Here is a 13394-nt window from a genome sequence, read left to right as displayed (position 1 = left end):
ATGAGCAAGAAATCAGCTTTGATTCTATCCCTTGTTGCCGCTGTCCTTTTGATTTTTACTTTCTGCCATTTCTATGGCGGTTCTCCTGATGAGACCGCTGATGAAACGCTTGCGGTTCAGGAAACCACAGGTGTCCCTGCTGAAAGCGTGGCTCCGCCCGTGAAGGCAGAACCGCCACCGGTGGACGTCAGTGCGGCTCCACCGTCTGCGGGCTTTTTGCCGACTGAGATGGAAGATCCCGGCAAGTTTGCAGCTTACCAGCAAAAACTAAAAGAGATGGCCGTCTGTCTTAACATGCAGATGAACACCCTGGATCCCAATGTGGAGATCAACTTTGACACTTTCAATCAGGTGATCAATCCGGATCTGGGTGATATTGTCACACAGACCGAGGAATGGACTGCAACCGACATCCGCACCAAAGGCGGCGAGCTACGTCGTATTTACATTGAAAATGCACCCAGCATCGAGGCGGGGTCTTCGCGCACCTTGAAGTACGAGGCCTTTTCTGCCGATGGCACCGCCAAAGCCTTGCCACTTTCCAAAGAGCAGATGTCGAATCCTTCTGATGCCCTGGTGGCCAGTCTGGAGGCGGACGGGGAGGTTGTCAGTCGATCGATTTCCCGCCGCATTTACTATCAAAATGGTGATGATCTTTTGCTGGTCGAAAAAAATGGCAGAATATTTTCATTTGAGCTGACTCATGACGGGGCGACCTTCCGCTGCAGCGGAGCCGACAAGGCCTCGTCATTCCAATGTCAGTGTCGCAACAACCCTTAGGAGAAAATGATGGAAACGAATGAATTGCACCGCGGGCGTCTGATTGATCACTTGCAACTGGTAGTGAAAGACCTGGAAAAAACCAAAAAGTTTTATTCCGCAGTTTTTGAATCTTTGGGTGTTCCGATGGGTGGGGAAGGACCGGGCTTTTTCTGGTGTGATGAACTGTTTATTTCGGCAGTCGACAGTCCGGCCAGCGCGGGAAAATTGACGGGGCGAACGCACCTGGCATTTCAGGCTAAAGACCGCGATATGGTGAAGAAGTTTTACGAAGTGGCTTTGAAGTCCGGTGGCCAGGATAACGGAGCCCCGGGGGAACGTCCTTATCATCCCGGATATTATGCGGCCTTTGTGCTGGATCCGGATGGAAATAATATTGAAGCGGTCTTCCATGGTCCCGCAAAAAAATCTGCGGACTCGGTGAAGATCACCTTCTAAATGACAGAGACATGTTGAAGTGCACGAAAGGCTCTTTGCTTTGGCAAAGGGCCTTTTGCTTTCTTGAGGGTGAATGGGGCTGAACTTAAAATAAGTCGTTCACCACAAGGAGGATTTCATGGAAAGAAATCGATTCAGACAGGATGAATACCGCCGGCGTCCAGAGCGGGAACCTGATTACAGTGAATTTATTGATGAATACGACCGGTATCAGCCGCCTCCTCAGGCCACAGATGAAACGGCCCGTTATCGTCGTGAATCCCAGGCGCCGGATGATTATGTGGACTATCGCAGCCGCAGTCGGGGGGACAGCCGGGAGTACCGCGAAGAGCGCGAGTATCGTCTGCGCCGCCGGGATAATTCTGACAATCGAGATTTCGAAATGAATCGGGACTATGAGCGCGGCACCGAAATGGACTATCGGGATTACGAGCCTCACCGTGAACGCTATCCTGATGAGCGGGCTTACGGTCAATCGGACTGGACGCCGCGGGATTCCTACGAAGCCGAACGCATTCGCAACGGCTATCGCAATTCTTATGAAGCGCGCCATCCGGAACTGGATCGCCACTATGACCGGCATTTTGACTATCGTTATGGCAGTGATGATATTGATTTCGACAGTCGTGAAGAGCGGCCTTTACGACGCCCTCGGCGTCATCCGCGCCATCGTGCGGGGTATTAGTTTCGGACATAAAAAAAGCCTCCGTGATAGTCACCACGGAGGCTTTTGAGTTTTCAGCTTACTGGAAGCGGGTCAAAGCATCACGCAATGAATCCAGTTGAACCTTGGACTGCGCCAGCAAGGCACGGTCCGCCGCTACAACCTCTTCGTCGGCGTTGGCGACAAACTTTTCGTTGGAAAGTTTGCCGGAAAGCATGCCGATATCACGAGTCAGTTTTTCGATCGACTTGTTGATACGTTTTACTTCCTCGTCGAAATCGACCAGGCCTTCAAGCGGGATGATCACCTTTACGCTGGCATCTTTCACCACCACCGGAGCCACGGCACACTTCATCATGTTGCCTTCCGGTCCGATTTCCATGTTTTCCAGACGACCCATGGTCATCAAAGCCGTGCGGTTGTTGCCAAGGATCTTTTGTGTCTGATCGTTGGTCACACCCAGGCGCACGTTCAGTTTGACCGCCGGGCTGATGCGGTTTTCACCACGGATATTGCGGATCGCGGTGATCACTTCTTTCACGATGTCGATTTCCAAAGCGGCTTGGGCAGAACCCAGGCTTAGGAATTCTTTGTCGTTACGGGCATTCGGGTACTGATCCACGATACATGCGGTGCCTTTGATCGGAAGCTTCTGGTAAATCTCTTCAGAGATAAATGGAGCAAACGGGTGCAGCAGGCGCATGATACGGTTCAGAACCTGAGCAATCACCAGTTGGGTGGCGGCTTTTTCTTCCGCATTGTTGCCGTTCAGGATCGGTTTGGTGAACTCGATATACCAGTCACAGAACTGATTCCAGATGAACTGGTACAGAGCTGTGGAGGCATCAGAGAATCTTTCCTGTTCCATCGCTTCTTCAACAGTTTTGGTCACTTCCTCAAGTTTGGAGATGATCCACTGGTCAAAGACGCTGATATGGGCTTTGTTCGGCAAAGCTTTTACACCTTCCGCCGGAGCCTTGAAGTCAGCAAGATTGGAAAGCGCGAAACGAGCCGCGTTCCAGACTTTGTTCATGAAGTTGCGGTAGCCTTCAAGACGCTGTTCGCTGAACTTGAAGTCTTTGCCTGAATACAAGTGCGCCGCAAACGTGAAACGCAAAGCATCGGCACCGTGTTTTTCAATCATTTCCACCGGGTCAATGGAGTTGCCCAAAGACTTGGACATCTTGCGCCCTTGAGAGTCGCGCACCAGGCCGTGGATGTAAACCGTACGGAATGGAACGTCTCTTTGGAACTCAAGACCCATCATGATCATACGAGCCACCCAGAAGAAGATGATATCGTGACCGGTCACCAGATAACTGGTTGGGTAGAATGTTTTCAGGGTTTCCGTTTCATTTGGCCAGCCCATTGTTGAGAACGGCCACAAAGCGGAACTGAACCATGTATCCAGAACGTCGTCGTCCTGGTGAAGTTTTGTACTGCCGCACTTTTCGCATGCCGTGACATCTGTTTCAGCCACTGTCTGATGGTTGCAGTCTTCACAGTACCAAACCGGAATGCGGTGACCCCACCACAATTGACGGGAAATACACCAGTCTTCGATGTTGTTCAGCCAGTGCAGGTAAACTTTTGTCCAAGATTCCGGTTCAAAGCGGATGGTGCCGTTTTCAGCAACACGTTTTGCCGGAACAGCCAAAGCTTCCATTTTCACGAACCACTGTTCAGACAGGTAAGGCTCTACCACCGCACCCGAGCGGGAACAGTGACCTACGGAATGAACGTGGGGTTCTTCTTTTTCCAGAAGATCCTGAGCTTTCAGGTCTTCCAGGATGCGCTTGCGCGCCTCTTGAACTTTCAAGCCGGCGTAAACGCCACCGTTTTCGTTGATCTCGGCTTTCTTCGTCAGGATGTTAATGAACTCAAGATTGTGGGACTTCCCGATCTTGTAGTCATTGAAGTCGTGCGCCGGAGTGATTTTTACCACGCCAGAACCGAATTCTTTATCCACGTAAGTGTCAGCGATGATCTTGATTTTTCTGTTGGTCAGAGGCAGCAGAACGTTTTTGCCAATCAGGTGCTTGTAGCGCTCATCTTCTGGATGCACGCAAACGGCAGAGTCACCCAGCATGGTTTCTGGACGAGTCGTCGCCACAATCAGGAAGCCGGAACCGTCTTCCAAAGGATATTTCACGTGATACAAAGAACCTTTGATCTGCTTGTGTTCAACTTCCAGGTCAGAGATCGCTGTTTCCAGAGGACCGGACCAGTTCACCAGACGCTGACCACGATAGATCAGACCTTTTTTGTGAAGGGATACGAACACTTTGCGAACGGCTTTGGAAACGCCTTCGTCCAAAGTGAACACAGCGCGATCCCAGTCGCAGGAATCACCCAAGCGGCGCATTTGTCCATAGATGCGGTTTCCGTACTGGTGTTTCCAGTCCCAAACTTTCTCCACGAATTTTTCACGACCCAGATCGTGACGAGTGACACCGTCTTTTTTCAATTCACGCTCGACCACGGATTGAGTCGCGATACCGGCGTGATCTGTACCCGGCAACCACATGGTGTTGTAGCCGTTCATTCTTTTCCAGCGGATCATCATGTCCTGGATTGTGTGATCCAAAGCGTGACCCATGTGCAGGAATCCCGTGACGTTCGGCGGAGGAAGGATGATAGAGAATGGAGGTTTTGTGGATTGATCCTGGGCTTTGAAGTACCCGTTCTTTTCCCACCATTCATACGTGCGCGATTCAACATCTGCGGGATTATAACGATCTGATAACTGTTCTGACATTTTCAACGACCTCTAAAGGTTTTAAGGATATGAAATTCTTAAGTTTTTAACCCCTAGAGGCTAACAAATTCAAGCACTTTGGGATAGGCCAAATCGGCAGAAGTTCAGGTGAAAATAGACGAGGGAAGGTGTGGGGATGGGGAGCGGTGCGAAATAAAAAAGGGAGGCTTTCGGCCTCCCTTGATCTAAGTCTGTATGAACAGTGCTTATTTTCGTTATTTTAGGAAGTCCGCCATCAAGCGGGCACCCAAAACGATTTCCTGGCTTGTGATGTCGTCGCCAGCTTCTGGTTCTTCCTTCACATTTGCGTAAGCAAGGTGGTAGCGGAAGTTGGTGTCAGCGTATGGTTTGTACTCAAGAACTGCACCGTAACCGATGAATTTGTTGGTAGCTTCGCCGCCGATTTCCAGTTTTTCTTCAGAAGTCTGGAACTCAAGACGCGGGGTCCACTGTTCCCAACCAGTGTAAGCGAATTTCGCCACGATGGAAGTTACGGTGTCTTTCTCGCCAGCATCCAATTTTGCTTCAGACATCAAGTAGTCTACAGAAACCATAGCTGGTTTTGCATTCCACATCACACCTGCAGTCATGAACTGGTGTTTGTCACCGTCAGAAGGGCCGTTCAATGTGTGGTAAGAAAGGTTTGTCATCAAAGCTTTGTCCTCTGTCCAAGCGCCTCTCCAAACAGCACCCATCATCATTGTATTCTGAGTTGCGGCAGGTCCAACAGCCGTTGCGTTGTCAGCTTCGTTTGTCGCCATTACGTAAACATTGTGGCCACCGAAAGTGAAAGTCCCTTTAGCACCAGTCATGTATAGAAGATCAGAAGTACCCAGGTTTGCGCCACCCAGAGCTCCATCAGGTCCACGGCCTGTGTAGAATTGGGAAGTCAGGTACAAGTCTGCACCGCTCGTAGCACCTTCGAAACCACCGAATTCAGTGTTGAAGCGACCTACGGACAACGCGAACATATCAGACATCTTGTGAGTCAGGAACGCGTATTCAACCGCAGTTTGAGCGCTGTCCACAAGCTGAGTTGCTGATTTATTGAAAGCCAAGCGAACGCGGAAAGAAAGATCTTCCGTGGCTTTGCCCATATAATCCAAGCGACCTGTCTTGAAGTAGAACTTAGAGACGTCCGGTTGAGAAGACTCGTCATAAGTGGTTGAGTTGTAGTCTGCACGCAGGTCCAAATTCAAAGTTCCGGCCTGAGCTGCAGAAGTCATCGTTGTTGTAGCAAGAGCTGCAATCAAAAACTTTTTCATGTTACTTCCTTGTTTAAAGTTCTAAGTTTTGATGTTGCTAGTATGGTATAAAGTCTTGCCTTCAACAACAATGCTTTAAATTTTTGTGTTGGTTCTGTGTCAAATTATTGTTGGCGTTCGATCAGGAGGCCTTCAAAACCACCTTTAACATAGAAACTGTTGATGAATCCGGCTTGCTCCAACATGGCCGCAACCTGGGGGGCCGACTTTTCATCGCGATCCAGAACCACCACGGCAAAGTGCGGAGGCAGGCTCTTGCCTTTAACCGCCTCCAACGCCCCCTCGGGGGTGGATGGCAGACTGATGTTATCCAGGTGCATTTTGGTCACGCTTTTGTACCAGTCATTCAGATCCACATTGTCCAGGATCACCAAAAGAAACGGCGTGCGGGTTTGAATCAGATTGTCGAATTGGAAAAAGCCGATTGAATTAAAGTCCATGATCTATCCTACACGCCCGTGTTCGGGGATGAATTTATAAATGATAATAACGATGGCAAGCCCAAGGAACGCCATCAAACCTGATGCCCAGAAGGGAGCCGTGATGGCCACCGTTCCGTAAAGTGCGCCTCCCAAGGCTGGACCCAAAATGCGCCCCAAGGAAGCCATGCTTTGTGTGACTCCCATCGCAGCCCCTTGTTCGTTGGCCTCAGACAACAGACTGATACTTCCCAAGGTCGACGGATTGGCCAAACCGTTGCCCAGTGACAGCAAAGTCATGGTGATGGCCATGCCGGTGATAGAGTCAGCAACGGCGATCCCGGTTAAACCCACTGCCAAAAGCAAGATGCCCAGGCGAAGCACTTTGCGCTCGCCCCATTTTGGCAGCAGTCGGCGCACCAAAAAACCCTGAGTGAAGATGATGATGACTCCGATATACGCGAAGCCAAAGCTGACCTGCTTAACGTCCCATTGGTACTTTTCGCCCATGAACAAAATCAGTGTGGCCTCCATCGATGACATTGCCAAGGAGGACAGCAAGAACACAGTCATCAGGGGGCCGACAGTTTTTTTGTTCAGATACTGCCACATGATCGAGAAGCGCTTTCTTTTTGCGGCGGATTCGCTTTTCTCGCTTAAGGATTCTTTCAGGAACTTCACGCCGAACAGGAAGTTAGCAAAGCACAACGCCGCCACCCAGTAAGACGCAAACGAAGTGTCAAAGTGCGGGGCCGGATTGATGTGCTGACCCCAAACCGCAAGACCGCCCCCCAGAGCCGGGCCGACAACAAAGCCCAAACCGAATGCGGCGCCAATCAGGGCCATGCCCTTGGAGCGCTCATGTTTCGGAGTGATGTCTGAAATATAAGCCGAGGCTGTGGAAAGACTTGCACCAAAGAAACCCGCCAGAATACGCGCAACAAAGAGCCACTCTAAAGACCTTGCCCAGGCAAACATGATGTAAGAAAGAGTTTCGCCCACCAGACAGAACAGTAAAATCGGACGGCGACCCAGTCGGTCGCTGAGGCGGCCCCAGAACGGTGCGAACAGGAACTGCATCAGGGAGTAAACGGAAAGCAGCAGGCCGGTTTCAAGAGCGGTCGCGCCGAAGTTGCGACTTAGGATGGGGAGGATCGGGATAACCACACCAAAGCCCACTAAATACAGGAAAACAGTGAAAAAGATGATGGCAAGCTGTGATTTGTTTGATGTCGCAGTCATAGGGTTGTTAATATTAGGAAGTTATGAAAATGGCAAATAATCTTCCGCGTTGGGCGTGTGTCGCTCTGTCTATTTTTTCGATTTCATTGCCGGCTCTGGCTGTGGATAACTACAAGGAGTTTCGCCGGGATCACTGGGATTTCGAGGTGAATGCCAACTATTTCTATTCTGAGGCCAATTACCCGGCTTCAGGGGGCGGCAGTCAGAGCCTGGTGAGTGGCAACAGCTACTCGTTGATCGACACTTCATTTGGAACCCGCTATGTTCCGAAAAAGAACTGGTCCATTTTTGGTTGGGGAACGATTAGCAACGCTGAAAGCAAGGATTCGGTTGCAAGCCGTTCCAACAGCTCCATCAGTGAAGCGGCCGTGGGCTTTGATTTCTTAATGTATTCCGACCTGTTTCAGTTGATTCCGGAAGTCATCGCGGTCATGCCTTTTGAAGAGGTGAACCCTGCTTCGGATACCGTATTGAATTCTGAAGGGGTTTTTGAGGTTCGCTCCCGTTTGATCGCGCAAAAAGATTTCGGCACCTTGCGCGGTTATGGCTGGCTGGGGTTTAACTATCGTGGCAGTGGTCGTTCGTTCCTGATGCCTTGGGGTGTGGGGGCGCAAATGAAAATGCAGCGCCTGCGTTTGGGGGCTGAGCTTTTTGGTTATCAAAGTGTATCTGATGACACGACGGATGTGACGGAAGCTTTAAGAACATCCTATATCAACAGCGTCAATGCCGGTTCCATGAAGTTCTATTCTGTGAAGCCGAATCTGATGGACAGCCAGTTGTACGCCACCTGGTTGATCAGTCCGAAGCTGAGTGTGCAGGCCAACGGAGGCATGACTTTGACCGGTTCTAACTCGGCAGCCGGATTCCACGTGGGTGGTTTCATCCGCTACAGCTTCGATATGAGTGAAGGTTATTCCGAGCCTGAATACGCTCCGCCGGTTGAAAACCCGGTGCCGAACTATCGCTCCAACATGTATGAGGAAAGCGACCTGAGTTCTGAAAAGAAAGTTCGCCGCTTCAAAGAGCAAACCAGCGACGGAGTGGATCAGAATCTGTTCAAGCCACGTCCGACGCAGCCGAAAAAGCGCCCGCGTGTTGATGATGAACTGCAACAGCAGCTCGATGATACGGAATTCCAGATCGAGCTGAAATCCAACAAAAAGAAACGTCGTTAGTTTTTGGGAAGCCTCAGTGCTTCCCTTGTTTTTTCGGCATCAAGGCCGGACAGTTCCACCACTTTGTGGCGCCCGGTTTCGCCTTTGATCAGATGTACATCGCGCTTGGGAATATCAAAAAGATCCGACAGAAACTCGATCAGGCATTCGTTGGCTTTTCCGTCGACAGGCGGGGCGGTCAGTTTGATCTTGAGTTCGCCGTTGTGGGGACCGACAACTTCGTTCTTGGATGACTTGGGCTGAATAAAAAGGTGGAGTCGAACTCCACCTTTTGTTGATTCAATCATGGTGTCTTTTGCGCTGCTTATTCGGCAGAAAGCGGGGACACGTTGGTGGTGCGGCCAGAGCCATTTCCATTCACGATATTGTGATTTGGAAGTTGCGCTTGCGGCATGTACTTTTCACCTTGTTCCAGCAGGGACAAATGCGCCTGGGCCAGAGCTTTCAGGTTGGCTTCAAACTGCATGCGCGCACGCTTCAGTTCTGTCACTTCCTGGTACATTTTCTTCAAAGAGTCACGGGAATCACGGGTGATGATTTCAGCCTTTTGCTGAGCATCGGCGATGATCAGTTTCGCTTCACGGTCGGCATCCTGGCGAAGGCGGTCTGCCATCTGGGTTGCTGTGGCGATGGTTTCTTTCAAAACCTGATCGCGCTCTTTGTATTCCATCAAAGAAAGTTCTTTTTCGCGGATGGCTTCTTTCAGGGTGTTTCGTTCCTGAATGTGTTTCGTTCCTGAATTAAAGACTCCATCTGAGCGGCGATCTGCTGAAGGAAATCCATAACCTCGTCAGCATCAAGACCCATCATCTTTTTACCAAAAGATTTGTGAGCGATATCGATAGGAGTAATTCTCATTTTGTTCCTCCTTGAACAACATGATTAAGGATAAAGGCCGAGTCTGTGCCTGGGCAAGGTTATTTGATTTCCCGGGCCATTTCTTTGTTTCTCATCGCTGCTTTTTCAAAGCTGATGCGAAGAGCGCGTTCAATCTCAAGCTCTCTCATGGACTGAAGTCCAGCCGCCGTGACACCTTTCTTGGAGGTGACGCGGGCCTGCAGGTCTTCAACCCCTTCGCGGGCTTGCGCCGCCAGCAATGAAGCGCCGACAAAAGTTTCAATCGTCATCATGCGCGCCTCTTCAACAGAGAAGCCGTGCTCTTCGATCCAGTCCTGCCAGTACATCATCATTTCAAAGACAAATCCGGTTCCGCTGGAGCAGGAAACCATCAAAGCTTCAAACTGATCCTCGTCGTGCACCTGAATCACGCGACCCAGTGGCTGGAAAAGATCTTCCACTGTGCTATCCAGTCCGCCGTCGTCTTCATCATTCAAAAGATAACCGATGACACCGCGACCGATCAGGGACGGGGTGTTGGGCATAACTCGGGCAAGTCGGGCGCCCTGAATGTAGCGTTCCAGTTTCTCCATGCGGATGCCGGCAGCGACACTGATGACGATCTTGTGTTCGTCAAAGCTGCGGGTCACAGGCTCCAGAGCCTGCAGAAGATCCTGAGGCTTGATGGCCAGAATGATGATGTCGCAAGTGTCGACCAGCTCGTCATTGCTGAAGACCGGATTTATTTTGAAAGTTTCAGCGAGCTTGTGAAGTTTTCCTTCGGAGCGGTTGGAAGCGAAGATGTTTTTGGCAGGAAAGCCTCCTTCGACGAGACCTTTGATCATGGCTTGCGCCATATTCCCTGCACCCAGAAAGCCGATTTTTTGCGATTTCAACAAGGGATTCATATAGTGATCCTACCCTTTGGCGGGACGTTCGCCAAATAAAATAGTCCCAAGCCGCACGATTGTGGCGCCTTCTTCGACCGCGACCGGATAATCGTGACTCGTGCCCATTGACAGCTCATTCAGTGGGTGAACTGTCGTGTCCGTGGCCGCTTTCAGTCGGTCGCGCAGTCGGCGCAGCTCTGCAAAGTAAGGACGTACTTCGGCCCCGGTTTCGGTTAATGGGGGCATGGTCATCAGGCCATAAATATGAAGATGCGGCAGTTTTGTCAGGTCCGCCCACTGGCTTTCCAGGGTTTCAGTGGAAAAGCCCTCTTTGCTGGCTTCGCCCGCCAGATTCACCTGGATCAGGATATTTTGTCTGACGCCTTTTTGTTCGCACTGCCGGCTGATCACCTGGGCTAGTTCCAGAGAGTCCACCGAATGGATGAGGTGGAATTTTCCAACCACCATTTTTGCTTTGTTCTTTTGAAGGTGTCCAATCAGATGCCACTGAATATCAGGAAGGTCAGAAAGCACACTTTGTTTTTCAAGGGCTTCCTGAACGTAATTTTCACCAAACAGGCGCTGACCCTCGGCGTACAGGATACGCACCTTTTTTGCCGGTTGAAGTTTGGAAACGGCCAGGATCTTCGCGGGTTTTGCTTTTTCTATGATCTCTTTTAATGCCATGACCGGAAAACTATCATCCTCTTCGCAAAAATGTCCAGAAAAATACCATCGCTACTTTTTTGTTGACGACATCGGAAATGATGGTAGAACATGGTTCATGAGACGCTCCTCCCGAAGAGCCACAACCCGTATAGATAACCCCCGTCTGCAACTTACGAAGCAGTTCGGGGGTCAGCTTTTAAAGAACAGCCACGCCAAAACGGCGCGACCGCTTTCTTTGAAAAACATGATGCATGTTGTGTTGTCGTCAGAATCAGCCCGGGGCGAATGGGCTTTTGAAAAATCAAAGAACAGAAAAATCATCGATTCAGTTTTAAAGACTCAGGCAAGAAAATACGGTATTTCCCTCAGGGAAATCGTCTGCTCCGGCGAAAGCCTGCATGTGCTGATTCGCCTGCGCAAACGGCGCACCTTTGCGCCCTTCATTCGCGCCGTCAGCGGAATGTTGGCCCTGATGATCACCGGGGCAGCTAAAACACGAAAATTGAAAAAGAAATTCTGGGATCAGCGCCCGTGGACACGGGTCTTGGAAGAAATTCGCGGCTATTCCATCATCGCCGACCGCGAAATACTAGAACATTTAAAAAAAATAGGACTGCAATCCCAGCCCTATCCTCTAAGAATCTAAAAGGTACCTGCTTACTTTTGCAGAAGCGCCGCGTTTTGTGCAGGGCTTCGGAAAAAGTAAGCAGATACCTTTTGGGGTTAGCGGCGGTTTAGTTTGGGGAAGATGTTGCGGTCGGTGAGGGAGACGAAACGGTAGCCGTCTTGTTCCAGCATCGTCATCAGGCGATCCAGGCTGTGCGCGGTGTTTTTGTGAATGTCGTGCATCAGCAGAACGCCGCCTTGGGTTTGGGCCACCACGTTGGCGACGTAGCCCGCGTAATCGCGGCGCAGGTGCTGTGGAGCCTGGCAGGTGGCGTTTTCTTTGTCGCTTACTTGGCCATCAGCAAAAGCCCAGTCACAGGTGTCGATATCCCAGCCTACATTCACATAACCCAAAGAGCTGACCAGTTCGTTGCTGGAGCATGTGGAGTTTCCGTAGGGATAACGGAAGAAGCGCGGCGTGCCCACAGTGCGAAGCAGACGGTCGGTTTGCGAGATTTCTGAATTCATGCGTGAAGAACTCAGTTCATGGAAGTTCGGATGGCTGTAAGAGTGATTCGCCAGTTGATGACCTTCGGCGACCATACGGCGCAGGATGGATTCGTTGCCTTTGATTTTGCTTCCCAAAATAAAGAAAGTCGCCTTGGCGCCATGCGCTTTTAGCACATCCAAAATCACTGGCGTCGTTTCAGGATTTGGTCCGTCATCGAAAGTCAGGGCGATGGTGCCGCGAGTGACAGAGTCAGGAATCTGAATGGCGTACTTGCAGCGGTTCGGTTTGAATTTGTCGAAGATGCCCCATTCAGTATCGAGGTTCAGGACTTTCTCCACCGCCCGTTTCATACCCTGAGTCGTCTGCAGTTCAATCAATTTTTCGTTGGAAGGCGCCTGAGGCAGAACTTCTTCCTGTGCGTGAGCCAGGGCAGCCGTAAAAGTCAGCGCAGACAAAGCCAAAGAAATAGGACGTTTCATGAATCAAGACCTCCGGTTAAGAGCTGAAAGGCGCACCATAACAGAAGGTGCGCTGAAGGCCCCAGAGATCTTTCGCTGTTTAAAATTTGGACAGTAGATTTTTCACCAGCTCGACGGGAAGTCCCACTACGTTGTCGAAGGGCCCTTCGAAGTGATCAACGAATTTCCCGCCCTGGCCTTGAATTCCATAAGCGCCGGCTTTGTCCATCGGTTCGCCGGTGTCTATGTAGGTCCAGATTTCATCGTCAGTCAGCTCCCGGAAATAAATTTTGGTGGTCTCAGTCTGAGACACTTCCTTGCCCGTGCTGGACTCGACCAGGCACACCGCCGTGATCACCTCATGATATTTACCCGACAAAAGTTTAAGAATGCGGTAGGCATCCTGACGATCGGCGGGCTTCCCCAGGGGGGCCCCGTCGAAAATCACCTCCGTGTCCGCGCAAAGCACGATAAACGCGTCTGTACGGCTGGACTTTAGCAGGGGCAAAGCGGCACTCGCTTTTCGTCTGGCGATATCTAAAATCTGATCGTTTACATTCAGGTTTTTGTTAGGAATTTCCGATACTTTAACTGGAACCACGTCGAATGAAAAACCCGCTTCGCTAAGAAGCTGTTTTCGGCGCGGTGACTCTGAGGCCAAGATCAATGCTGGTTTCAT

16 protein-coding genes are annotated in these 13394 nt (G+C 50.6%); 5 read left to right on the top strand and 11 right to left on the bottom strand.

Annotated elements, in window-relative coordinates:
- The 3 genes from B9G79_RS16050 to B9G79_RS16040 all read left to right on the top strand — a co-directional run bounded on the left by B9G79_RS16050 (window position 1) and on the right by B9G79_RS16040 (window position 1903).
- Window positions 1-780, top strand: a complete 780-nt coding sequence (locus tag B9G79_RS16050; RefSeq protein ID WP_088566393.1) for a hypothetical protein — start codon at window positions 1-3, stop codon at window positions 778-780.
- Between the two features lie 9 nt (window positions 781-789).
- On the top strand, window positions 790-1218 hold the full coding sequence (locus tag B9G79_RS16045) for a VOC family protein (protein ID WP_088566392.1): 429 nt from the start codon (window positions 790-792) through the stop codon (window positions 1216-1218).
- Between the two features lie 118 nt (window positions 1219-1336).
- Window positions 1337-1903, top strand: a complete 567-nt coding sequence (locus B9G79_RS16040) for a hypothetical protein (protein WP_088566391.1) — start codon at window positions 1337-1339, stop codon at window positions 1901-1903.
- A gap of 58 nt (window positions 1904-1961) precedes the next feature.
- On the opposite strand, the gene B9G79_RS16035 is transcribed toward B9G79_RS16040, so the two are convergent.
- The 4 genes from B9G79_RS16035 to B9G79_RS16020 form a co-directional block, all read right to left on the bottom strand.
- Window positions 1962-4640: a valine--tRNA ligase gene (locus B9G79_RS16035; RefSeq protein ID WP_198298021.1), complete on the bottom strand. Its 2679-nt coding sequence runs from the start codon at window positions 4638-4640 to the stop codon at window positions 1962-1964.
- 215 nt (window positions 4641-4855) lie between these two features.
- Complete coding sequence (locus B9G79_RS16030; protein WP_088566389.1) at window positions 4856-5905, bottom strand: porin; 1050 nt, start codon at window positions 5903-5905, stop codon at window positions 4856-4858.
- Between the two features lie 104 nt (window positions 5906-6009).
- Entirely contained in the window at window positions 6010-6345 is a 336-nt protein-coding gene (locus tag B9G79_RS16025) for a rhodanese-like domain-containing protein (protein ID WP_088566388.1), read from the bottom strand.
- 3 nt (window positions 6346-6348) lie between these two features.
- The gene (locus tag B9G79_RS16020) at window positions 6349-7566 is read right to left on the bottom strand and encodes an MFS transporter (protein WP_088566387.1); all 1218 of its coding nucleotides are present in this window, start codon (window positions 7564-7566) and stop codon (window positions 6349-6351) included.
- A 29-nt stretch (window positions 7567-7595) separates the two neighbouring features.
- Here B9G79_RS16020 and B9G79_RS16015 point away from each other — a divergent pair, with 29 nt between their 5' ends.
- Complete coding sequence (locus B9G79_RS16015) at window positions 7596-8744, top strand: hypothetical protein (protein ID WP_232468805.1); 1149 nt, start codon at window positions 7596-7598, stop codon at window positions 8742-8744.
- Here the strand turns inward: B9G79_RS16015 and B9G79_RS16010 are convergent.
- The 5 genes from B9G79_RS16010 to B9G79_RS15995 are packed head-to-tail and all read right to left on the bottom strand — an operon-like array spanning window position 8741 to window position 11158.
- Complete coding sequence (locus B9G79_RS16010) at window positions 8741-9031, bottom strand: DUF167 domain-containing protein (protein WP_088566385.1); 291 nt, start codon at window positions 9029-9031, stop codon at window positions 8741-8743. The two genes, B9G79_RS16015 and B9G79_RS16010, sit on opposite strands and share 4 nt — an antisense overlap.
- Before the next feature lie 17 nt (window positions 9032-9048).
- On the bottom strand, window positions 9049-9438 hold the full coding sequence (locus tag B9G79_RS16005; protein ID WP_269768135.1) for a DivIVA domain-containing protein: 390 nt from the start codon (window positions 9436-9438) through the stop codon (window positions 9049-9051).
- 8 nt (window positions 9439-9446) lie between these two features.
- On the bottom strand, window positions 9447-9602 hold the full coding sequence (locus B9G79_RS18530; protein WP_269768121.1) for a DivIVA domain-containing protein: 156 nt from the start codon (window positions 9600-9602) through the stop codon (window positions 9447-9449).
- A 59-nt stretch (window positions 9603-9661) separates the two neighbouring features.
- Window positions 9662-10489 (bottom strand): pyrroline-5-carboxylate reductase family protein, encoded by an 828-nt coding sequence (locus tag B9G79_RS16000; RefSeq protein ID WP_088566384.1) that lies wholly within the window; start codon window positions 10487-10489, stop codon window positions 9662-9664.
- A 9-nt stretch (window positions 10490-10498) separates the two neighbouring features.
- Window positions 10499-11158, bottom strand: coding sequence for a YggS family pyridoxal phosphate-dependent enzyme (locus B9G79_RS15995; RefSeq protein ID WP_088566383.1), 660 nt, complete (start codon window positions 11156-11158; stop codon window positions 10499-10501).
- 97 nt (window positions 11159-11255) lie between these two features.
- On the opposite strand from B9G79_RS15995, the gene B9G79_RS15990 reads away from it, so the two are divergent.
- Window positions 11256-11786 (top strand): hypothetical protein, encoded by a 531-nt coding sequence (locus B9G79_RS15990; RefSeq protein ID WP_088566382.1) that lies wholly within the window; start codon window positions 11256-11258, stop codon window positions 11784-11786.
- Between the two features lie 77 nt (window positions 11787-11863).
- Here the strand turns inward: B9G79_RS15990 and B9G79_RS15985 are convergent, their stop codons facing one another.
- Both B9G79_RS15985 and B9G79_RS15980 read right to left on the bottom strand, forming a co-directional pair.
- Window positions 11864-12736, bottom strand: coding sequence for a polysaccharide deacetylase family protein (locus B9G79_RS15985; protein WP_088566381.1), 873 nt, complete (start codon window positions 12734-12736; stop codon window positions 11864-11866).
- 79 nt (window positions 12737-12815) lie between these two features.
- The gene (locus B9G79_RS15980; protein WP_088566380.1) at window positions 12816-13394 is read right to left on the bottom strand and encodes a Maf family protein; all 579 of its coding nucleotides are present in this window, start codon (window positions 13392-13394) and stop codon (window positions 12816-12818) included.

Origin of the sequence: Bdellovibrio bacteriovorus, from assembly GCF_002208115.1 — a bacterium.
Classification (GTDB): Bacteria; Bdellovibrionota; Bdellovibrionia; order Bdellovibrionales; family Bdellovibrionaceae; genus Bdellovibrio; species Bdellovibrio bacteriovorus_C.
This window is presented reverse-complemented; position numbering and strand designations above follow the sequence as displayed.